Source organism: Paraburkholderia caffeinitolerans, assembly GCF_902859945.1.
In the GTDB taxonomy this organism is placed as follows: domain Bacteria; phylum Pseudomonadota; class Gammaproteobacteria; order Burkholderiales; family Burkholderiaceae; genus Paraburkholderia; species Paraburkholderia caffeinitolerans.
The window spans coordinates 103129-123801 of the sequence record NZ_CADIKL010000011.1 but is presented as its reverse complement, the minus strand read 5'-3'; the positions used below and the strand labels follow the sequence as shown (position 1 = coordinate 123801).

General features: G+C 64.8%; 19 protein-coding genes and 1 pseudogene. 13 read left to right on the top strand and 7 right to left on the bottom strand.

Going from position 1 to position 20673, the window contains the following annotated elements; genetic code table 11:
* Positions 1 to 16: 16 nt before the first annotated feature.
* The 7 genes and pseudogenes from HV773_RS13555 (at position 17) to HV773_RS13525 (ending at position 8731) form a co-directional block, all read left to right on the top strand.
* The gene (locus tag HV773_RS13555; protein WP_129563645.1) at positions 17 to 3595 is read left to right on the top strand and encodes an indolepyruvate ferredoxin oxidoreductase family protein; all 3579 of its coding nucleotides are present in this window, start codon (positions 17 to 19) and stop codon (positions 3593 to 3595) included.
* Between the two features lie 55 nt (positions 3596 to 3650).
* On the top strand, positions 3651 to 4091 hold the full coding sequence (locus HV773_RS13550; protein WP_129563644.1) for a MaoC family dehydratase: 441 nt from the start codon (positions 3651 to 3653) through the stop codon (positions 4089 to 4091).
* Between the two features lie 43 nt (positions 4092 to 4134).
* Positions 4135 to 4599 (top strand): TIGR01841 family phasin, encoded by a 465-nt coding sequence (phaP, locus tag HV773_RS13545; protein WP_227875496.1) that lies wholly within the window; start codon positions 4135 to 4137, stop codon positions 4597 to 4599.
* A 42-nt stretch (positions 4600 to 4641) separates the two neighbouring features.
* Complete coding sequence (locus HV773_RS13540; protein WP_129563643.1) at positions 4642 to 6315, top strand: PHA/PHB synthase family protein; 1674 nt, start codon at positions 4642 to 4644, stop codon at positions 6313 to 6315.
* Positions 6316 to 6350: 35 nt separating this feature from the next.
* A pseudogene (locus HV773_RS37525) lies at positions 6351 to 7087 on the top strand (hypothetical protein).
* 141 nt (positions 7088 to 7228) lie between these two features.
* The gene (locus HV773_RS13530; RefSeq protein ID WP_129563642.1) at positions 7229 to 8308 is read left to right on the top strand and encodes a porin; all 1080 of its coding nucleotides are present in this window, start codon (positions 7229 to 7231) and stop codon (positions 8306 to 8308) included.
* 45 nt (positions 8309 to 8353) lie between these two features.
* Positions 8354 to 8731, top strand: coding sequence for a BON domain-containing protein (locus tag HV773_RS13525; RefSeq protein WP_129563641.1), 378 nt, complete (start codon positions 8354 to 8356; stop codon positions 8729 to 8731).
* A 174-nt stretch (positions 8732 to 8905) separates the two neighbouring features.
* Here the strand turns inward: HV773_RS13525 and maiA are convergent, their stop codons facing one another.
* The 7 genes from maiA to HV773_RS13490 are packed head-to-tail and all read right to left on the bottom strand — an operon-like array spanning position 8906 to position 14538.
* A complete protein-coding gene (gene maiA / locus HV773_RS13520; RefSeq protein ID WP_129563640.1) occupies positions 8906 to 9556 on the bottom strand; it encodes a maleylacetoacetate isomerase in 651 nt (216 codons plus the stop codon).
* A 13-nt stretch (positions 9557 to 9569) separates the two neighbouring features.
* Positions 9570 to 10280: a fumarylacetoacetate hydrolase family protein gene (locus HV773_RS13515; protein ID WP_129563639.1), complete on the bottom strand. Its 711-nt coding sequence runs from the start codon at positions 10278 to 10280 to the stop codon at positions 9570 to 9572.
* Between the two features lie 52 nt (positions 10281 to 10332).
* On the bottom strand, positions 10333 to 11382 hold the full coding sequence (gene gtdA, locus HV773_RS13510; RefSeq protein WP_129563638.1) for a gentisate 1,2-dioxygenase: 1050 nt from the start codon (positions 11380 to 11382) through the stop codon (positions 10333 to 10335).
* A gap of 55 nt (positions 11383 to 11437) precedes the next feature.
* Positions 11438 to 11764, bottom strand: coding sequence for a non-heme iron oxygenase ferredoxin subunit (locus HV773_RS13505; protein ID WP_129563637.1), 327 nt, complete (start codon positions 11762 to 11764; stop codon positions 11438 to 11440).
* A 9-nt stretch (positions 11765 to 11773) separates the two neighbouring features.
* Complete coding sequence (locus tag HV773_RS13500; protein ID WP_129563636.1) at positions 11774 to 12247, bottom strand: aromatic-ring-hydroxylating dioxygenase subunit beta; 474 nt, start codon at positions 12245 to 12247, stop codon at positions 11774 to 11776.
* 1 nt (position 12248) lies between these two features.
* Positions 12249 to 13505, bottom strand: coding sequence for an aromatic ring-hydroxylating dioxygenase subunit alpha (locus tag HV773_RS13495; RefSeq protein ID WP_129563635.1), 1257 nt, complete (start codon positions 13503 to 13505; stop codon positions 12249 to 12251).
* A gap of 49 nt (positions 13506 to 13554) precedes the next feature.
* The gene (locus tag HV773_RS13490; protein ID WP_129563634.1) at positions 13555 to 14538 is read right to left on the bottom strand and encodes an FAD-binding oxidoreductase; all 984 of its coding nucleotides are present in this window, start codon (positions 14536 to 14538) and stop codon (positions 13555 to 13557) included.
* 107 nt (positions 14539 to 14645) lie between these two features.
* Here HV773_RS13490 and HV773_RS13485 point away from each other — a divergent pair, with 107 nt between their 5' ends.
* The 6 genes from HV773_RS13485 to HV773_RS13460 all read left to right on the top strand — a co-directional run bounded on the left by HV773_RS13485 (position 14646) and on the right by HV773_RS13460 (position 20667).
* Positions 14646 to 15551, top strand: coding sequence for a LysR family transcriptional regulator (locus HV773_RS13485; RefSeq protein ID WP_129563633.1), 906 nt, complete (start codon positions 14646 to 14648; stop codon positions 15549 to 15551).
* Between the two features lie 11 nt (positions 15552 to 15562).
* Complete coding sequence (locus tag HV773_RS13480; RefSeq protein ID WP_227875495.1) at positions 15563 to 16495, top strand: LysR family transcriptional regulator; 933 nt, start codon at positions 15563 to 15565, stop codon at positions 16493 to 16495.
* Between the two features lie 208 nt (positions 16496 to 16703).
* Complete coding sequence (locus HV773_RS13475; RefSeq protein ID WP_129563632.1) at positions 16704 to 17501, top strand: fumarylacetoacetate hydrolase family protein; 798 nt, start codon at positions 16704 to 16706, stop codon at positions 17499 to 17501.
* A gap of 128 nt (positions 17502 to 17629) precedes the next feature.
* On the top strand, positions 17630 to 18553 hold the full coding sequence (locus tag HV773_RS13470) for a VOC family protein (protein WP_129563631.1): 924 nt from the start codon (positions 17630 to 17632) through the stop codon (positions 18551 to 18553).
* Positions 18554 to 18619: 66 nt separating this feature from the next.
* On the top strand, positions 18620 to 19483 hold the full coding sequence (gene bphD, locus HV773_RS13465) for a 2-hydroxy-6-oxo-6-phenylhexa-2,4-dienoate hydrolase (protein ID WP_129563630.1): 864 nt from the start codon (positions 18620 to 18622) through the stop codon (positions 19481 to 19483).
* 104 nt (positions 19484 to 19587) lie between these two features.
* Positions 19588 to 20667, top strand: a complete 1080-nt coding sequence (locus tag HV773_RS13460; protein ID WP_129563629.1) for a porin — start codon at positions 19588 to 19590, stop codon at positions 20665 to 20667.
* Positions 20668 to 20673 lie beyond the last annotated feature (6 nt).

The window sequence follows — 20673 nt, the reverse complement described above, 5'->3', positions numbered from 1 at the left end:
ACTTGGGATGACATTCATGGCCTCCAGGCAAGATTCTACCAATCCGTTTACCCAGGAGCGCGGCGTGATCCACGTCGGCGGCATCGACGCCCTCGTGCGGCTCACGCTGGACCAGGTGCGCGCCGACGAGCGCCGCGGCCTGAAGACCGGCATGTTCATTTCCGGCTATCGCGGCTCGCCGCTCGGCATGCTCGACGCGAGCTTCATCAAGAACCAGAAGACGCTGCTCGAACGCAACATTCACTTTGTCGACGGCCTCAACGAGGATCTGGCGGCCACTGCCGTGTGGGGCACGCAGATGCTGCACACGGTCGGCAAGCAGAAGTTCGACGGCGTGACGGGCATGTGGTACGGCAAGGCGCCCGGCGTGGACCGCAGCGGCGACGCGCTCAAGCACGCGAACTACACGGGTATCGGCAAGAACGGCGGCGTGCTGGCCATCGCGGGCGACGATCCGAGCTGCAAGAGCTCGTCGCTGTGCAGCCAGTCGGAGCCGATGCTGATGCACGTGGGCATCCCGTCGCTCTACCCGGGCGACGTGCAGGACATTCTCGATTTCGGGCTGCACGGCTATCAGCTATCGCGCCTGTCCGGGCTGTGGGCCGGGATGAAGATCGTCACGAATGTGGCCGACGGCACCGGCAGCGCGACCGTTGACCTCGAACGGCTGAACTTCGTCACGCCCGACATGGAGTTCGGCGGCCAGCCGTTCGCGCCCGTCATGAACCTCGGCATGAACGTGCGCGCCGAGGCGCTGGAGATGGAGCAATCGCTCTATACGCGCCGTCTGGAAGTGGCCAAGCGCTATGCCGCCGCCAACGGGCTCAACCGCGTGGTGTGCCCGAATCCCGACGCGTGGCTCGGTATCGTTACGGCCGGCAAGACGTGGCACGACCTGCGCCAGGCGTTCGCCGAACTCGGCATGGACGACGCCGCGCTGCGCCGCTACGGCATCCGCATCCTCAAGATGGGCATGCTGTTCCCGATGGAGCCCACAGTCGTGCGCGAGTTCGCGCAAGGGCTCGAAGAAATTTTCGTGATCGAGGAGAAGCGGCCGTTCCTCGAAATGTTCGTAAAGGACGTGCTCTACGGGCGCGCGAACGCGCCGCGCATCGTCGGCAAGTTCGATCACGAGGAAAAGACGCTGCTGCCCGCCTATGGCGAGTTCGAATCGGACGTGATTGCGCGCGCGCTGGTGCGGCGGCTTTCTGGCAAGGCGCGCATCGAATCGGCCGATGCGTGGCTGCGGCGGCTCGACGAAATTCACGCGCGCACCGCGCTGCCCACGGCGACGCGCACGGCCTGGTATTGCTCGGGCTGCCCGCACAGCACCTCGACACAGGCGCTCGACGGTTCGATCGTGTCGGCCGGCATCGGCTGCCACACGATGGCGATGTGGATGGGCCGCAACGTCGTGATGGGCACGCACATGGGCGCCGAGGGCGCGCAGTGGATCGGCATGGCGCCGTTCACGGATACGAAGCACATCTTCCAGAACATGGGAGACGGCACCTATGCTCACTCGGGCAGCCTTGCGATCCGCTACTGCGCGAGCGTCGATGCGAACGTGACGTTCAAGCTGCTGCGCAACGCGCATACGTCGATGACCGGTGGCCAGGCGATCATGGGCTCGCATCCGGTTGTCGACATGGTCGGCGATCTGCTGGCCAATGGCGTCAAGAAGGTCATCGTCACGACTGACGACGTGAGCCGCTACACGGGCGTCACGCTGCCGGGCGGCACCGAAGTCTGGGACCGCGACCGCCTTGACGAGGCGCAGCGCACGCTGGCCGCGATCGCGGGCACGACGGTGCTGCTGCACGACCAGGAGTGCGCGGCCGAGCTGCGCCGCGCGCGCAGCCGCGGCAAGGCCGAGGAGCCGGCCGAGGTCACGGTCATCAACGAACGCGTCTGCGAGGGCTGCGGCGATTGCGGTGTGAAGAGCAACTGCATGAGCGTCGAGCCCGTGGCGACCGAGTTCGGCCGCAAGACGCGCATTCACCAGTCGTCGTGCAACAAGGACTTCTCGTGCGTGAAGGGCTTCTGCCCGTCGTTCCTGACCGTCACGCCGAACCCAGCGCCGGCCGAAGCTGACGCGAAGAAGAGAAAGAAGAAAGGCCGCATCCCGGCGCTCGAACGCGCGCTGCCCGCGCCCGTGTCGAAGGTCGACGCGCGCGCCGGTTACGGCGTGCATATCATGGGGATCGGCGGCACGGGCTCTGTGACCGTGGCGGCGACGCTCGCCAACGCGGCGCGCCTCGAAGGCAAGCACGTGGTCGGGCTCGACCAGACGGGCCTCGCGCAGAAGGGCGGAGCGGTCATCTCGGACATCAAGATCAGCGACACGCCATTCGATGGCGCGAACAAGATCTCGGACGGCGCGACCGACCTGTACCTCGGCTTCGACATCCTCAATGCGACCGACGCGAAGAACCTGGCCAAGTGCCATCCGGCGCGCACGATCGCCGTCGTCTCGACGACACGGACGCCGACTGGCCAGATGGTCGCGAACCGCCACGTGTCCTTTCCGATCGTCGCGGACCTGACGTCCGGCATCAACCAGGTGACGCGCGCCGCCGACAACGTGTTTCTCGACGGCCAGGCGCTGGCCGAAGGGCTCTTTGCCGACAGCATGGCCACGAACCTGTTCATGGTCGGCGTGGCCTACCAGGCCGGCGCGATTCCGCTGAAGGCCGAATCGATCGAGGCGGCGATCCGCCAGGCCGGCGTCGGCGTCGAGCAGAGCCTTGCCGCGTTCGCGTGGGGCCGCATGGCCGTCGTTGATCGCGCGTTCGTGGTGGCCGAGATCGCGAAGCTCGCGGGGGCCGCGCCGGCGGCACCGGTCTTGTCGGCGGCGGCGCGCGCGATTGTCGATTCGGTCGGTGCCGAGGGCGAGACGAAGCGTCTGCTCGAAGTGCGCGTGCCCGACCTGATCGCCTATCAGAACGAGGCCTGGGCGCGCCGCTACGCGCAGCGCGTGAGCCAGGTCGTCGCGGCCGAGCAGCGCGTCACGCCGGGCCGTCACGCGCTCGGCGAGGCCGTGGCCCGCTATCTGTACAAGCTCATGGCCTACAAGGACGAGTACGAGGTGGCGCGCCTGCACGCCGATCCCGCATTTCTCGCGAGGCTCGACGCGATGTTCCCGCACGGCTACGCGGTCAAGTACCACCTCGCGCCGCCCACGCTCGCGAAGCGCGATCCGGTCACGGGGCAGTTGGTCAAGCGGGCTTTCGGCCCGTGGGTGCGCGGCGCCTTTGGCGTGCTCCGCCGCTTCAAGGGACTGCGCGCAGGCGCGCTCGACGTGTTCGGCAAGACGGCTGAGCGTCGCCATGAGCGCCGCCTGATCGACGAATACGAGGCCGACCTCGAACGGATCTGCGCGCAACTGAGCCCGGACAACCACGCGGCCGCGGTGGCGCTGGCGTGCGTCCCCGACGAGATTCGCGGCTACGGCCACGTGAAGGAGAAGAGCATCGAGGAGGCGGCGGTTCTGCATGACCAATGCCTGCGTGCGTTCCTCGATCCGCAGGCGGGTTCGGCAACCGGGGCGGCCATGCCGTTGCGCGCGGCCGGAGGTCAGGTCACGCGCGTCTGAAGACGCCAGGTGCCCAATCGCGAAAACGTCGAGCCATGACAGAGGGACATTCGCTATGAACGAGTTGAACGGATTCGATTTCGAGGATCTCGAGCCGGGAATGAGCGCGAGCTTCGCCAAGACCATCACGGAGGCCGACATCGTGTTGTTCGCGGGCGCCTCAGGCGACAACAACGCCGTCCACCTGAACGAGGAGTTCGCGCTGACCACGCCGTTCAAAGGGCGTATCGCCCATGGCATGCTGACGGCCAGCGTGATCTCGGCGGCCATCGCGGGGCGGCTGCCGGGGCCGGGCACCGTGTACCTCGGCCAGAACCTGCGCTTCAAGGCGCCCGTGCGGCCCGGCGATACGGTGCACGCGACGGTGATCGTCAAGGAGCTGCTGCCCGAGAAGAGGCGCGTGACGCTAACCACGACCTGTAGCGTGGATGGGCGTACCGTGATCGAGGGCGACGCGCTCGTGATTCCGACCTCGCGCGCCGCGCGGGCCGCTTGAAGCCGGCTTCGGCCGTTAAAGGGACAATCAGGAGGAGAGAACCATGAGCAAGCAACGAGACAATAAGCCGGCCGGGATGTTTGACCCGCAGTCGTTCGCGCAGTCGTTCGGCGACATGAACAAGCTGTTCGAGCAGTTCAAGGTGCCGGGCGTCGACATGTCGGCGATTTTCGACGCGCGACGCAAGGACATCGAGGCGCTCGTCGAGGCGAACAAGGCGACCTTCGAGGCGATGCAGGCAATGGCGAGCAAGCAGGCCGAGTTGCTGACGCAAACGATGAAGGGCCTCCAGGACTCGGCGCGCAACGCGGCCGCTAGCGGGCCCGGCGCCGCCGACGCGCAGAAGCACGCCGAGGTCGCGCGCGCGGCCTGCCAGAAGGCGCTTACCGACATGCTGGAGATCGCCGGAATCGCCCGCGCCGCACAGGCCGATGCCGCCGCGCGCATCAACGAACGCTTCAACGCCGGTCTCCAGGAGATCCGCGACATGATGCAGCCGAAGCGCTAGCGCCCCCGCTTTTTTCGCAACCCCATTCGAGAGACGCACGGCATGACTTCGCCATTCCATGTTCCCGAGGAATACGTTCAGGGTCTCATCAAGGCGAGCCAGAGCCTGTGGCAGGCGACGGCGGACACCGCTCCGGACTCGCTCGCGCAGCTTCAGGCCGACTACTGGCGGCAGCAGACATCGCTGTGGCTGGGACTGCTATCGGCACCGGGCGCTCCGGGTGGCGAGGCCGTCGTCGCGCCGGCGAAAGGCGACCGGCGCTTTCACGGCGCGGCCTGGCGCGACAACGCGTGGTACAGCCTGCTCATGCAGAGCTATCTGCTGAACGCGAACCTGCTGGACGCGCTCGTCGAACGCGCGAGGCTCAACGCGAAAGAGAAGCACAAGCTGCGCTTTTTCACGCGCCAGTTCATCGACGCCATGAGCCCGGCCAATTTCGCGGCGACCAATCCCGAGGTGCTGAAAACCGCCGTCGAGACCCAGGGCAACAGCGTGAGCGCGGGGCTGACGAACCTGATGCAGGACCTGCGTGACGGGCGCGTTTCGATCACCGACGAATCGGCCTTCGAGGTGGGCCGCAACGTCGCCGTGTCGCAGGGGACGGTTGTGTTCGAGAACGCGCTGTTCCAGTTGATCCAGTACGCGCCGCTCACTGACGAGGTGGCGGCGCGGCCGCTTCTCATCGTGCCGCCGTGCATCAACAAGTTCTACATCCTCGACCTTCAGCCCGAAAACTCGTTCGTGCGGTTCGCGGTGGAGCAGGGGCTGACCGTGTTCCTCGTGTCGTGGAGCAATCCCGGCGCGTCGCTCGGGCAGACCACGTGGGACGACTACGTTGGCGACGGCGCGATCAAGGCGCTCGAAGTCGCGCGCGCGATCAGCAAGGCCGACCAGGTCAATGCGCTCGGCTGGTGCGTCGGCGGCACGATCCTCTCGTCGGCGGTGGCCATCCTGCGCGCGCGCGGCGACGAGAGCGTGGCGAGTCTCACGCTGCTCACGACGATGCTCGACTTCAGCGATCCCGGCGACCTCGGCGTTTTCATCGACGAGGCCTGCGTCGCGCAGCGCGAGCTGACGATCGGTCAGGGCGGCATCTACTCGGGCAAGGAACTGGGGTTCGTGTTCCAGACGCTGCGCGCGAACGACCTGCTGTGGCCGTACGTCACCGAAAACTACCTGAAGGGCAAGACGCCGGCCGCCTTCGACCTGCTGTACTGGAACGCCGACGCGACGAACCTGCCCGGTCCGATGTACGCGTGGTATCTGCGGAACATGTATCTGGAGAACAACCTGCGCACGCCGGACCGGCTGACGATGTGCGGAACGCCCGTCGATCTTGGCAGGATCGACATGCCGAGCTACGTGCTGGCGACGCTCGAAGATCACATCGTGCCGTGGAAATCGGCGTGGCGCACGACGCGTCTCGTTGGCGGGGACACGCGCTTCGTGCTCGGCGCGAGCGGGCACATCGCGGGTGTCATCAATCCGCCGGCGAAGAAGAAGCGCAGTTTCTGGACCGACGGCAAGGCGAGCGACGATCCGCAGACGTGGCTCGACAGCGCGCAAAGCACGCCCGGGAGTTGGTGGACGCACTGGATCGACTGGCTTCGGCCCTCGTGCGGCGCGAAGGTGGCCGCGCCCAAGCGCGCCGGCAATGCGCAATACAAGCCCATCGAAAGCGCGCCGGGACGCTACGTGCGCGTACGCGCGGGCTGAACCAGGCCATCGCGACACCATCGGGAGAAACGCTCATGATTTATCAGTTATGCGAATCAAAACGCGCGTTGATGGGGCCGTTCGCCGATTTCGCGGCGGCGTCGGCGAAGCTGTGCAACCATCCGCTTTCGCCGCTCACCTGCGCGGCGATGGCGCAGCGCATGTCGGCCGCGTTCGATCTGCTGCACCGGCTCGCGCGCGACTACGAGAAGCCGGCGTTCGCTATCACGCGCGTTCCGGTAGGCGACAGGGAGGTGGTGGTGCAGGAGCGCGTGGTGATGGCGCTGCCGTTCTGCCGCCTCGTGCGCTTCAAGCGTTTCACCGACGAGGCGCCGGTGCTGGAAGCGATGCGCTCGCAGCCGACCGTGCTGCTTGTCGCGCCGCTCTCGGGGCACCACGCCACGCTGCTGCGCGACACCGTCAAGACGCTGCTGCAGGACCATAAGGTTTACATCACGGACTGGATCGACGCGCGCCTGTCTTTCAGGATTTCGCGCTCGTGAACGGAAGCTGGGTCATCGACGGCGAGGCCATACGTCCGCAGGACATTGTCGAATCGGCGTTGCTCAGTGTCGAAGGCGAGCTTGACGACATTGCAGGCGCCGGACAGACGCACGCGGCGCATGAGCTTTGTGCCGGCATCGCGGCTGAGCGTCATCGGCACTGCGACGTGCGCGGTGCGGGGCATTACGGGATCTTCTCGGGCAAGCGCTGGCGCGAGCAGGTTTATCCTGTGGTGCGCGCGTTCATTGCGGAGTTCGACGGGACGTGAGGAAGTGCAAATCGATGTTGAGAGTGTGATTTCTGGAAAGCCGAGATCAAGAAGTATATGGACATTCATTTATTCAATATACAAAGCAGTGCGAATAATATTTAAATTATGAATAAAACGATATCACCAGGAGGCAGGCGGATGTACAGTCAACGAAAGTCGGGTAGGGCCGTAATCGCCGGTGCGACGATCTTGCTGCTCTCGGGCGCCGCGCACGCGCAATCGAGTGTGACGCTTTATGGCGTCGCGGACGGCGGCCTGCTTTACACCAGCAAAACATTGGATCCGGCCACGGGTGGCAACGCCGGCAAGCAATTCTCGTTGGTGGACAGCGGCATTGCACCGTCGCAGTTCGGATTGATGGGAACCGAGGATCTGGGTGGCGGCATGAAGGCGGAGTTCAGGCTCGAGAGCGGTATTAGCGTCGCGAACGGGAGCTTCAACGATTCGAACGGCAATCTGTTCGGGCGGCAAGCCTACGTCGGACTTGCGAACCCATACGGCGAGGTCAAACTGGGTCTGCAGTTCTCGCCGTTCTTCCTCGCGCTCTATGACCTCGATCCGCGCGGGCTGTCGCAGTTCGGCAGCGGCCTGGTGATCTATCTCGATCACGTGGCGGGGACCGGCGTATTCAACGCAAACTCCGTATCGTATTCGAGCCCGGTTGTCGCCGGATTTTCGGGTAGCGCGTTGTTCTCGTTTGGTGGCGTAGCGGGGAACTTCCAGTCGGGCCGACAGTACTCGGTGAGCCTGAAGTACGACAACGGCACCGTGATGGTTGAGGCAGCGTACTACGACGGCAACAGCGGCGGCACAGTAAGCACGGTGCCGCCGACCAACGTCGCATTCGAGGGTCGTATGCTGGGCGCTTCCTACAAGATCGGCAAGCTGACCGCGAAGGCGTCGTTCGTTAACTACAAGGTGGCGGGCGGCTTCAACAGCAACGTCTACGACGCCGGCCTCGACTTTCTCGCAACGCCCGATCTCGATCTCAACGGCGGCGTCTGGTTCGTGAGCGATCGCAACCAGACAACGAATCATTCGGTGATGGGCTCGCTCGGGGCACAGTATTTCCTCACGCGCCGCACGACGCTATACGGTCAGGTCGCGGTGGTCAACAACCATGGGGCGATGAACACGGGTCTCTCGGTGAACGACGCGCTCTACAGCCCGACAGGGACGACGACCGGTGTGAACTGCGGCATCCGTCACGTATTCTGATGCGCGCGGCACAACGACGATCAACGGTGATAGTGAGGATACGAGATGATGAAAAATAACAGGCTGGTGCGATGGTCTGCGGGCTTGCTGCTCGCGGCGACAATCGGCGCCCATGGCGCTCATGCGCAGCCGGCGTTCGGCTCGGGCGTCGCGGCGTCTTCGCCGGCGATGATACCGGCGCAGACCAAGCGAGAGATGCGCAAGGCGGACCGGCTTCTCGCCAAACAGGTTCGGCGCGAGCTGGTGCGCGTGAAGGGACTGGACTCAAGCCGGATTGTCGCGGTGGCGCGCGGTGGCCAGATCACGCTGGGCGGGTCGGTGCCAGAGGCCGATCAGATCGGCCTTGCGATGGAGGCAGCGAAACACGTGAGCGGTGTTAGTGAGGTCACCAATAGTTTGAATGTGAAGGCGCCGGGGCAGTAGAGAGTCATGCTGTCCGGCGTCGAGTTGATGAACATGATTCGCAAAAGGCAGATGCACGACGAGCCAAACATCAAAACTCCGGCGAGCAATTCGATTCGCTGATCAAGTAAGCATTCCTGTTTATTGATCCGACAATACCGCAGGACCGGATTCCCGATCCTGCGGCTGCGCGAGTTACGCCGCGTAATCCGGCTGCCGTTGCGGCCGCGCCTCGTCGAACGCGGGGTGACCCAGCGCGTGCAGGTACACCGCGAGCGAGCGCGGGTAAGCAGCCAGATCGCACCCCATGCGTTCGGCGTTGGCGATCTGCGGCACGAGGCAACAGTCGGCCAGCGTCGGCGCGGGGCCGAAGCACCACGGCCCATCGTGTTGCGCGGCGGCGCGCGCGAGCAGACGCTCGACGCCCGCCATCCCTTGCGCGACCCAATGGCGATACCACGCGTCCTTCGCTTCGGCGTCAACCTTCAGCGTGTCCTGCAGATAACGCAGGATGCGCAGGTTGTTGACCGGATGCAGGTCGCAGGCGATCAGATACGACACCTCGAGCACGCGCGCGCGCAACGCCGCATCGGCCGGGATCAGGCGCGGCTCGGGATGGCGCGTATCGAGCCAGTCGATGATCGCAAGCGACTGGCCGAGCGAGAACTCACCCTCGACGAGCGCGGGCACGCTCGCGGAAGGATTCACGTCTGCCACATAGGCCGTCTCGCGATGCTCGCCGGTGCGGATGTTGACCGGCAGATAGCGATAGTCGATTCCCTTCAGCGCGAGCGCGATACGCACGCGATACGAAGTCGAGCTATTGAAGAAGCTGTACAGATCCATGTCGGCGGCTCCGTCACTGCGTCGCTTCGACGACCTTGACCGACAATTCGCCGAGACGCTCCACGCCCACCACCATCGTCTCGCCGGGGTTTACCGCGCCCACGCCTTCGGGCGTGCCGGTGAAGATCACGTCGCCGGCTTCGAGGCGGAAGAATTTCGACAGGTACGCAACCGTCTCCGCCACCGACCAGATCAGATGCGAGACATCGCTTTTTTGCTTCGTCGCGCCATCGACGTCGAGCCACAGCGCGGCCTTTTCGAAGTGGCCGACGACGCTTGCCGGATGGATCGGACCGAGCGGCGCGGAGCGGTCGAACGCCTTGCCGATTTCCCACGGGCGGCCCATTTCGCGCATCTTCATCTGCAGGTCGCGGCGCGTCATGTCGAGGCCGACCGCATAGCCCCAGACGTGATCGAGGGCATTCTCGACGGCGATATCGGACCCGTCCTTGCCGATCACGGCGACGAGTTCCGCTTCATAGTGATAGTTATGTGTCTGAGCCGGATAGGCGAGTTCGAGCGTTTCACCGTAGTTCACGGGCACGACCGCATCGGCGGGCTTGCAGAAGAAGAACGGCGGCTCGCGGTCGGGATCGAAGCCCATTTCGCGCGCGTGCGCGGCGTAGTTGCGGCCCACGCAATAGACGCGGCGCACCGGGAACTGAAAGTCGCTATCCGCGACGGGAACGGCGACGGGCGCCTCGGGCGTGAATACGAACGGCATGGTCGGGAAATCCGTTGAAAAAGAAAGTGGGTGAGAAGCGCGCTTGCGCCGCTCAATCGCGCGCTTCGCGCAGTAGATTCAGCGCGGCCAGCACGGGTCGATCGGAGTAGCTGAACAGCACGCTGTCCGCTTCGGCGTCGAGTCGCACGGGCTGCCAGGAGGGTGCAACGAAAACGTCATGCGGCTCGAACGCAAATTGCGCGTCGCCGATGTGCGCGACGCCGCGTCCTTCCACCACGCAATAGACCGTCGAATCGGTGCTGCGATACGTCCTGCCCTTGAAGCCTTGCGGCAGGAACTGCATGAAAGTGGCCATCGTCGGCATCGGCCAACCGCCTGTCGCCGGATTCACGTAGCGCAATTTCACGCCGTCCCAAGCGTCGAGTTCGCCGTTGCGGTAGAGCGTGTCGAGCGCCTCGCGGCTGCGCGCATACGGGTAGCTGAAAATCGGCGAGGTTGGATCGCTGGCCGTGTGCCGCACCGGCAGCATGTTGTGGCCATAGCGCGCGAGGCTGTCGCCTTCGGGGCGCGTGAGCGGCTGGGTCGCTTCGGGATAGCTTTCGGCGAAGCCCGCATCGAGTTGCGCGAGCAGCGGAATGTCGAGCCCGTCGAGCCAGATCACCGGCTCGCCGCCTTCCTCCGTCGACGGGTTGCCGTGGTCATGCCACGTCCACGAAGGCGTGATGATGAAGTCGCCCGGATGCATCGTGGTGCGCTCGCCATCGACGGCCGTCCATGCGCTGTTGCCTTCGACGATGAAGCGCAGCGCGGACTGCGTGTGGCGATGGCTCGGCGCGATCTCGCCGGGCAGGATCAGTTGCAGTCCCGCATAGAGATTCGGCGTGACCGACGACTTGCCGGGCAGCCCCGGATTCTCCATGACGAGTACGCGGCGCACGGCTTCCTCGGCGCTGATGAGCGCGCCTGCCTGCATCACGAGATCGCGAATCTGCGCGTACTTCCAGATCGCGGGCACGGCGCGCGGCTGCGGCGATTTCGGCACGAGGTTGTGCAGCGACTCCCACAGCGGAGCAAGCTGCTCGCGCGCGATGCGCTGATAGTACGCGGCGCGGTTGGCGTCGATGGGGGACTCTGTCGACATGCTGTTCGTCTCCGGTATTGTGAATGTTGTAAGTGGACCGGCGTGGTCAGGCCGCTTACGTCGCGGCGGCGTCCACGCAGACCATGACGTCGCCGTTCTCGACGCGCACGTCGAAACGCGCGACGTCGCAAGTCAGCGGCTCGCATAACGCGGTGCCGGTGCGCACGTCAAAGCGCCCCTGATGCAGCGGACATTCGATCTCGTGACCTTCGAGGAAGCCGTCGCTGAGACGCGCGCGGCCGTGCGTGCACAGGTCGGCGGTCGCGTAGACGCAGTCGCCAACGCGGTAGAGCGCGAGTTCGGTACCGGCCGCCTCGGCGGCGCAGACGTCGTCCTGCGGTAGCGTGGCCAGTTCGGCCACCTTGATCCAGTGGGTTGTCATGGCCGCTCCTCAGATCGGGTAGATGATGGAGTTCGGGATCATCTCGCTGTCGAACACGCAGATGCGCGATTCGAACAGCAGTTGCTCGGGTTCGCAGCGAATCGTGTCGATGTAGCGGCCGACGTTGTACACGCTCGTCAACCCGTCAGGCTTGGTGCGAAACACCGCGTAGTTCGCTTCGGCCGTGATGCGCGTGCCGTCGAACGTATGCACGCGCGGCACGCCGACCACATGGCGCTGATAGTACGGGTCGTGAAAGATCGTTTCGGTCACGCCGTAAATGCGGTCCTTAAGCATTCCTCTACTTTCAAACGATAGCGTCGCGAGCGGATAGCCGCTGTCGTAGTTCTCGCGCGATTGCAGGCGGTACGTGCAGTCTTCGGTGAAGAATGCGGGCCACTTGTCGAGTGCGCCGTTGTCGAGGGCCGCGGCATAGTCCGCGTAGAGGGCGAGAAGCCGGGTATAGGTATCGAAGTCGAGCATCTCAAAGCTCCATCACGTGACGCCAGTATTCGTACATGCCGCGAATCAACGTTTCGGTAACCATATGATCGGTGTCGCCGATCTCGCGGCCGCCTAGTTCGGCGAGGGTCTGGTAGTCGGGTTTCTGATCGAAGCCTTCCTGCGAGAACTCGATCACCTCGCCGTCGTCGGCGGACACGAAGCCGGCCGGGCCGAACAGGTTTGCCTGGCGCAGGCGGCGGCGCGTCATCTCGGGCGTGTCGTCCTCGAAGCCGAAGTGCGTCCAGATGAAGTCGAACGAATCGGGCCCGTTGGGCTGGATATGGCGCGTCGAAACCGAGTTCACCTGCTGCTGGATGATGACGCTCGGAAACAGCGTCATCATGACGGCGGTCGGCTCGCCCCACCACGGCTCGTGCACTACATCGAGAAAGCGGTCGTCGTTCAGCGTCATGTTCTCGTGAAAGCTCGTCACGCCGCTCGTGACCGCGCCCTTGCCGCCGGTGCCACGCGTCGAGATCATCGCGGCGTGACGGTGGCGCGCGTCCATCTTGAGCTGCGATTTGTTGTCGGCGCGCCAGAGGCCGAACGTGACGAACCAGGTATGCAGCAGGCCCGGGTGATACGGGTCCTTGATGTTCTCCTGCATCAGCTTCCAGTTGCCCGGAATGCGCTGGCGGCTGTAGCCGAGGATGTGCAGCTTGCGGCCGTTGAACACGCGGTCGAAATAAGCGAGGATGGTCGGACCGAGGTAGTCTTCCAGCGGCTCCACGTCGTGATCGAACGACGCGAAGATCACGCCGTTGCGCACCGCGACCTTCAGCTTCGTCAGGCCGTGCTGCTTCGGATCGAAGTCGGCGGGCATGCCGCCATTGACCTTGCCGTCCTGCTTGACGCCGCGCCGGAACGGCACGCCGGTCAGGTTGCCCTTCAGGTCGTAATTCCACTGATGGTACGGGCAGGTGAAGTCGCTGCGATTGCCTGACTTCTCGCGGCAGAACTTCACGCCGCGATGCGCGCAGACGTTTTCGACGACATGAATTTCACTATCGGCCGCGCGCGTGACGATCACCGAGCGTTCGCCGACGACCGTGCGGCGGAAATCGCCCGCGTGCGGAATTTCGGCTTCGAGCCCGACGTAGCACCAGTGGCCCGAATAAAAGAGCCGCTCCAGTTCCTTGCGATAGACGTCGGGATCGGTATAGGCCCAGAACGGAATGCGGCTCGACCCGTCGTCGCGCCATGTCCGTTTGTGGAAGGTGAGGGGGGATTCGTTCATCCTCTGTCTCCTGGATGGGGATGGTGATGGCGGTGCGCGTGAGGCGCCTTCAGGCGCTCTGCGTGTGGAACGCGTCCGCGTAAATGCGTGCGGGTTCGATGCCCTTCGCTTGCAGCAGCGCGGATGCGGCGTCGGTCATCGCCGGCGATCCGGCCACGTAGGCACGCCAGCCGCCGAGGTCGGGCCAGTCGTGCGCGACGGCATCCGTGGCCGGGCCGCAGCGCCAGCCCGCGTGCGCAGTGCCGGTCGCGACTACCACATGCACGTGCAGGTCCGGGTGCTGCGCACGCAATGCTTCGAGCGTGTCGAGTCCGTAGACGTCGTTCGCCGCGCGCATCCCGACATAGACGTGCAGCGGATTGCGCATCCCGGCTTCGAGCGTGCCGCGCACGATCGAGAGGATCGGCGCGAGCCCGGTGCCGCCCGCGATGCAGAGCATCGGCCCGGTGTGCGTGCGACGCAGATACGCGGTGCCGCGCGGGCCGCTCACGCGCACCGTGTCGCCGATGCGCAGTTGCGACGCCACATACGATGTGACATGCCCGCCCGGCACGATGCGCACATGAAATTCGAGTTCGTCCGCCGGGCCGATGTTGGCCATCGAGTACGAGCGCACGTGCTGCGGCGTGAATTGCAGCGACGCGTATTGCCCCGGCGAAAACGCCAGCGGCTTGTTGAGCGCGAGGCGCAGGCGCTTGACGTCGTGCGTGAGATCGTCGAGCGCGATCACGGTGCCTTTGAGCAGCTTCGCGGGATGCGTGACGATCTCATCGACTTCGGGCAACTCGATCGTGCAGTCGCTGGACACGACGCTCCGGCACGCCAGCACGGATTCGCCCGCGCCGGCCTCGCGTACCGCGTCGCCGCTTTGCGTGCGCACCGTGCCCGCGACGACGGTGCAGCGGCAGGTCGCGCATTGCCCGGCCATGCAGCTATACGAAACCGGCACTTCGCGCGCGAGCAGCGCGTCCAGCAGGTTCGCGCCGGCTTCGAGATCGAGCCGCAGATTGTGCGGCAGCAGCGTCACGTTCATGGTCGTTGGGGGTTGCGATAGTTGGCGCCATCATGCAGTAACGCTTAACATTGATAAATAGAAAGTCGGGAATACGGCTAATCACTGTTGGTGATATTGGAGAGACCATGGACATTCACGACCTCGACCTGAATCTGCTCGTGGTCTTCGACGTGCTGCTGCGCGAGCGGCGCGTGGCGGCGGCGGCGCGCGAACTCGGCATCTCGCAGCCGGGCGTGAGCAACGCGCTCAACCGGATGCGCCGCGTATTCAGCGACGAACTGTTCTTGCGCACGCCGAACGGCATGGTGCCGACGCCGCTGGCCGAAAGCCTGGCCGAGCCGGTAAGCGACGCGCTCGGCCGCATTCGCGCGATGCTGAACAAGCCGACTGGGTTCGATCCGGCGCAGAGCGCGCGCAGCTTCACGATAGCGATGACTGATATCGGCGAGATTTACTTTCTGCCGCAACTGATGAAGTGGCTTTCCGCGACGGCGCCGGGCGTGACGGTCAGCACCGTGCGCGACACGGCGATCAATCTGCGCGAGGAGATGGAAACGGGGCGGGTGGATCTGGCGCTCGGCTTTTTACCGGACCTGCAGGCCGGATTTTTTCAGCAGCGCCTGTTCCGGCAACGCTATGTGTGCCTCTACCGCCGGGGCCATCCGGCGGCCGGCGCGGACGGCCTTACGCTCAAGGCCTTTCGCGCGGCCGAGCACATTTCGGTGGTGGCGGCGGGCACGGGCCACGGTCTTGTCGACGAGATGATCCAGCGCGCAGGCGTCACCCGCAACGTGCGGATGCGTGTGCCGCATTTTGTGGCGGTGGGCCACATCGTGCAGCAGACCGACTTGATCGCGGTGGTCCCCGAGGCCTACGCCATGCGCACGCTCGAACCGTTCGGGCTCGCTTGCGCGCCGTGTCCGGTGAAGATTCCCGACATCGTCATCAACATGCTGTGGCACGGCAAAAACCATCGCGACACCGGCAACCGGTGGCTGCGCGAGCACCTGTTCGAAGAATTTTCGCGGTAAGGGAGACGCCCGTGAATCTCAACACGATGGACCTCAATCTGCTGGTCGTGTTCGACGCGCTGCTGCGCACGCGCAGCACGACGCTCGCCGCGCAGGAATTGCACCTCACGCAATCGGCCATCAGCAATGCGCTCAAGCGGTTGCGCACGGCCTTCGACGATCCGCTGTTCGTCAAGAGCGCGCGCGGCATGGTGCCGACCGCCTACGCGCTCGACATGGCGAGGCCCGTGCTCGACGGGCTGAACCTGATTCGCTCGGCAGTCACGTCGCGCGCGAGCTTCGATCCGGCGGCGTCGGATCGCACCTTTCGCATCTATGTAAACGAACTGGGGCAGATGGTGGCGATGCCGCGCCTGCTGGCGGCGCTGGCGGAGGAGGCGCCCGGTGTCAAGCTGATGACCGTCGATCTCGCGCCCGGCGAAGCGCAGGCCGCGATGGAGGCTGGCGAACTCGACGTGGCCTTCGGCCAGTTGATCGGCTTTCGCAGCGGCTTTCAGCATCAGCATCTGTTCAGCGAGCGCTACGTGGCGCTGCTGAGCCAGTCGCATCGCCATATCCAGGGCCAGTTGACGCTCCGAGACTTCTTCGACGCGAACCACATCGTGTACCGGCCTTCGGTGGGCAGTCATGCCGTGTTCGAGGACACGGTCGATCGCCTGTTCGAAGCGCATGGCGAGCGGCGCAAGGTCGCCGTGCGCCTTGCGTATTCCCTGGGTATCGCCGCGATGATCGAGGCCACCGACCTGCTCGTGTGCGTGCCGAGCCTGCTCGCGAGCGCGCTCGCGCAGGCCGGCAATCTGCAGATTCTGCCGCTGCCGTTCGAGTCGCCGGTATTTCATATCTCGCTGCTCTGGCACGAGCGCAGCGACGCCGACGGCGGACATCAATGGTTGCGCACCCTGTTTCGCAGGCTGTTCGAAAGCGGCGTGGCGCGCGGAGCGTAAGCATCGCGGGCGCTTATTCACGGCGTAAATAACGCGGATTCACATAATTCGTTAGATTGCGCGCGGGTCATTGCTTATATTTTCGCAACCGGATGCGTCGCCCCCGATGCGGAGCCGGAGAGCGAAGGAGACACGCAATGACCCTATTCCCTACCGTGCACGGCTGCCGTGCACGCATCACGGCCCGGTGCGCGCGATGAGCGGCCCCATGGCGGGCCGCCTATCGCCCGAGGCCGTCGAACAACACGGCGACGCACTGTACGCCGCGCTGCGCCGCGCCGAAGCGGTGGAGCCGCTGACCGCGCGCGAGCCCACGATGACGATCGAAGACGCCTACCGCATCCAGCAGCGCATGATCGCGTTGCGCACGACGCGCGACGGCGAACGCGTGATCGGCAAAAAGATCGGCGTGACGAGCGAGGCGGTGATGAACATGCTCAACGTGAGGCAGCCCGACTTCGGCTGCCTGACCACGGCGATGTCGTTCAGTAACGGCTCGACGCTCGATCTGCGCACGCTGATCGCGCCGAAGGCGGAAGGCGAGATCGCGTTCCGGCTCGGCCGTGATCTGTGCGGCCCCGGTGTCACCGCCGCTGACGTGCTGGCGGCCACCGAAGCCGTGCTGCCGTGCTTCGAGATCGTCGATTCGCGGATTCGAAACTGGCAGATCCGTATCGAGGATACCGTCGCCGACAATGCGTCGTCGGGCGCATTCGTGCTTGGCGACGAAGCTGTCGATCCGCGCGGCCTCGACCTTGCGGCCGTCGAGATGAACCTCACGAAGAACGGCGCAACCGTCGTGACCGGCAATGGCGCGGCCGCACTCGGCCATCCCGCCAACGCGGTGGCGTGGCTGGCGAACACGCTCGGCCAGTTCGGCATCAAACTCGCGGCCGGCGAAGTGATCCTGTCGGGCTCGCTCGGGGCGATGGTGACGGTCCATGCAGGCGACACGCTAGGCATGACGCTGACCGGGATCGGCAGCGCGACGGTGAGCTTCGCCTGACATTGGCGTGGCCGGAATCGTGAATCATTGGCGCACCGCGCCAATCAATTAGTTATCCATATTAGATGGCGGAAATCCGGTCGCGGACACCGCGCAAACAACACTCGTAATGGCAAGGAGGCAACACCGTGGCATCGGTTTCGAACCTGGGGTATCTGGTTCTGGGCGTCAGCGATCTTGACGCATGGGAACATTTCGCGGTCGACATCATCGGCTTGCAGGCCGGTCAGCGCGTCGCGGGCGAGTCGCTGGCGCTGCGCATGGACGATTACGCACAACGCTTGCTGCTTGAAAAGAACGACGCCGATGACCTGCTCGCGGCGGGCTGGGAATTCGACACGGACGAGCAACTCGACGCCTTCGTCGCGCACGCCGCCGCGGCGGGCGTGAAAGTTGACGAGGCGGATGCGGCGTTGACGAAGCGTCGGCGCGTCGGCCGTCTTTTCACCTGCCTCGATCCCGATGGCGTCGCGCACGAGTTCTTCACGCGCGCCGAACGCGCGCCGGCGCACGACATGTTCCGCTCGAAGGTGCTGAAGAGCCGTTTCAACACGGGCCGCCTTGGCGTCGGGCATTTCGTGGCCGTGCCGAAGTCGGTGGAACGCACGGACGCGTTTTGCAAGCAGGTGCTCGGGCTGAAGGTGAGCGACTACGCGCGCGGCGAGATGGCGCCGGGCGTGGTGCTCGAAATCGCCTTCTTCCACGCGCTCACGGGCCGTCATCATTCGATGGCGACGGCGAAGGTGCCGTTTCCGTTCAAAAAGCGCATTCATCACATTCTCGTCGAAGCGATCGACCCCAATGACGTCGGGCTCGCGTATGACCGCTGCACGCGCGCGAACGTGCCGGTGGCGATGGAGCTCGGCCACCACCCGAACGACCAGATGTTCTCGTTCTATGTCCAGACGCCTTCGGGCTTCGCGCTCGAATTCGGTTCGGGCGGCGTAGTGGTCGACGACGATAACTGGGAAGTTCGTCAGTATGCCGAACTGAGCGACTGGGGGCACCGTCATCATCCGCCGGCGCGTCACGAGCCGCGCGCAGGCGAATAAGCCTCACCTCGCCGCGCGGCGAACCATGCCGCGCGGCGCTTCATGTATGCAACAAGGAGGGACATCATGTCCGAGCTGACCGAATCGTCCACTAGCCGGTTCGCCACGATCAACGCAACCGGCCTTGAAAATTTCAAGCTCCATTACAACGACGCGGGCGCGGGTGAGGCCATCGTGATGCTGCACGGCGGCGGTCCCGGCGCGAGCGGCTGGAGCAACTACTACCGCAATATCGGGCCGCTTGTCGAGGCGGGCTTTCGGGTAATCCTGATGGATTGCCCAGGTTTCAACAAGTCGGGCGAGGTCGTGCCGGACGTGCCGCGCGGGCTCGTCAACGCACGCGCCGCGCGCGGGCTGCTCGACGAGCTTGGTATCGAGCGCGCGCATCTGGTCGGCAATTCGCTGGGCGGCACGTCCGCGCTGAACTTCGCGCTCGAGTTCCCGGAGCGGCTCGACCGCATGGTGCTGATGGGGCCGGGCGGTCTCGGCCCGAGCCTCATGCAGCCGAATCCGACCGAAGGCATCAAGCGGATGTTCAAGCTCTACCACGAGCCGACCTACGAGAACTTCTCGGCGATGCTCGACGTGTTCGTGTTCAATCCCGCCGCGATCACCGAGGAACTGCGCGTCGGGCGCTGGAACAACATCGAGGCGAACCTCACGCATCTGAAGAACTTCGTCGCCGGCAATGAGAAGGCGCCGGTTTCAACGTGGGATGTGTCGGCGCGCTTCGGCGAGATCGGGCATAAAACGCTCGTGACGTGGGGCCGCGACGACCGCTTCGTGCCGATCGACCACGGGCTGAAGTTGCTGCACGGTCTGCGCGACGCGCAGTTACATGTGTTCTCGAAGTGCGGCCACTGGGCGCAATGGGAACATGCCGAAGGCTTTAACGCGCTCGTCGCGGCGTTTCTGAAGGGCGGCGCGTAAGCGCTGCGCCGGGACCGGCGTGCGCCGGTCCGGCACGCCGTTTGATCGTAAAGCAGGGCCGAGGTTCGCATAATAAGTAATCAGGATAACTATATTGTGGAGACATGCGGATGGAAGCGGCAAGGACAGCAGGATGGCTCGTCGTGGCGGCTGCCGCCACGGTGTCGGGCATGGCGCAGGCGCAGGGATCGGTGACGCTGTACGGCGTGGTCGATGCGGGATTTCAGTACGTCAGCAGGACCGCGAACGCACAAGGGCAGAATGCCGGCCGTACGTTTGCCATGACGGATGGCGGCGCGGGGCCTTCGGTGTTCGGCCTGCGCGGCGCGGAGGATCTGGGCGGCGGCCTCAAGGCGATTTTCGGCCTCGAAAGCGGCATTAGCCTCGCGAACGGCGGGTTCAACAACTCGAACGGCAACTTCTTCGGCCGTCAGGCCTGGGTCGGACTCACAGGGCCGTTCGGCAGCGTCAAGGCGGGCGAGCAGTTTTCGCCGTTCTTCCTGACGCTGTTCGATTCCGATCCGCGCGGCTTCTCGTCGTTCGGCAGCGGCATCGTGCCGTATGGCGACAACGTCTTTCTGACCGGCGCGGTCAATGCGCGCGCCGTGTCCTATAGCTCGCCGAAGATCGCGGGATTCGAAGGCAGCGTGCTGTTCGCGCCGGGCGGCGTCGCCGGGGACTTTCAGGCCGGACGGCAATGGGGCGCCTCGCTCAAGTACGACAACGGCACCGTGATGGTCAACGCGGCCGTCTACGACGGCAACCCGGACGGCCAGCCCACGCCGGTGCCGACCGGCGTGGCGTTCTGGGGCCGCACGCTCGGCTTCGCGTACCGCTTCCAGTCGCTGACCGTGAAAGCCTCGTTCGTGAACTACAAGGTCGCGGGCGCGTTCAACAGCAACGTCTATGGCGGCGGCGTCGATTACACCGGCTTCGCGCAGTTCGATCTGAACGGCGGCGTGTGGTACACGAGCGACCGCAACGACACGTCCAACCATTCGCTGATGGGCGCGGCCGGCGTGAACTATCTGTTGTCGAAGCGCACGACGCTGTATGGCCAGTTTGCCGTGGTCAATAACCACGGCGCGATGAACACCGGCTTTTCCGTGTCGATGCCGCAAATCCTGACCGGCGTATCCGGGACGACCTTCGGCGCGAATCTGGGCATTCGCCATGTGTTCTGAGTCGCC

Excerpts from the sequence above, each read along its gene's own strand:
- HV773_RS13555 (WP_129563645.1), top strand. The coding sequence starts at position 17 with ATGGCCTCCAGGCAAGATTCTACCAATCCGTTTACCCAGGAGCGCGGC.
- HV773_RS13475 (WP_129563632.1), top strand. The coding sequence starts at position 16,704 with ATGGCGGGCCGCCTATCGCCCGAGGCCGTCGAACAACACGGCGACGCA.
- HV773_RS13500 (WP_129563636.1), bottom strand. The coding sequence starts at position 12,247 with ATGCTCGACTTCGATACCTATACCCGGCTTCTCGCCCTCTACGCGGAC.
- HV773_RS13525 (WP_129563641.1), top strand. The coding sequence starts at position 8,354 with ATGATGAAAAATAACAGGCTGGTGCGATGGTCTGCGGGCTTGCTGCTC.
- HV773_RS13550 (WP_129563644.1), top strand. The coding sequence starts at position 3,651 with ATGAACGAGTTGAACGGATTCGATTTCGAGGATCTCGAGCCGGGAATG.
- HV773_RS13485 (WP_129563633.1), top strand. The coding sequence starts at position 14,646 with ATGGACATTCACGACCTCGACCTGAATCTGCTCGTGGTCTTCGACGTG.
- HV773_RS13530 (WP_129563642.1), top strand. The coding sequence starts at position 7,229 with ATGTACAGTCAACGAAAGTCGGGTAGGGCCGTAATCGCCGGTGCGACG.
- HV773_RS13490 (WP_129563634.1), bottom strand. The coding sequence starts at position 14,538 with ATGAACGTGACGCTGCTGCCGCACAATCTGCGGCTCGATCTCGAAGCC.
- HV773_RS13460 (WP_129563629.1), top strand. The coding sequence starts at position 19,588 with ATGCGGATGGAAGCGGCAAGGACAGCAGGATGGCTCGTCGTGGCGGCT.
- maiA (WP_129563640.1), bottom strand. The coding sequence starts at position 9,556 with ATGGATCTGTACAGCTTCTTCAATAGCTCGACTTCGTATCGCGTGCGT.
- bphD (WP_129563630.1), top strand. The coding sequence starts at position 18,620 with ATGTCCGAGCTGACCGAATCGTCCACTAGCCGGTTCGCCACGATCAAC.
- HV773_RS13515 (WP_129563639.1), bottom strand. The coding sequence starts at position 10,280 with ATGCCGTTCGTATTCACGCCCGAGGCGCCCGTCGCCGTTCCCGTCGCG.
- HV773_RS13495 (WP_129563635.1), bottom strand. The coding sequence starts at position 13,505 with ATGAACGAATCCCCCCTCACCTTCCACAAACGGACATGGCGCGACGAC.
- gtdA (WP_129563638.1), bottom strand. The coding sequence starts at position 11,382 with ATGTCGACAGAGTCCCCCATCGACGCCAACCGCGCCGCGTACTATCAG.
- phaP (WP_227875496.1), top strand. The coding sequence starts at position 4,135 with ATGAGCAAGCAACGAGACAATAAGCCGGCCGGGATGTTTGACCCGCAG.
- HV773_RS13540 (WP_129563643.1), top strand. The coding sequence starts at position 4,642 with ATGACTTCGCCATTCCATGTTCCCGAGGAATACGTTCAGGGTCTCATC.
- HV773_RS13505 (WP_129563637.1), bottom strand. The coding sequence starts at position 11,764 with ATGACAACCCACTGGATCAAGGTGGCCGAACTGGCCACGCTACCGCAG.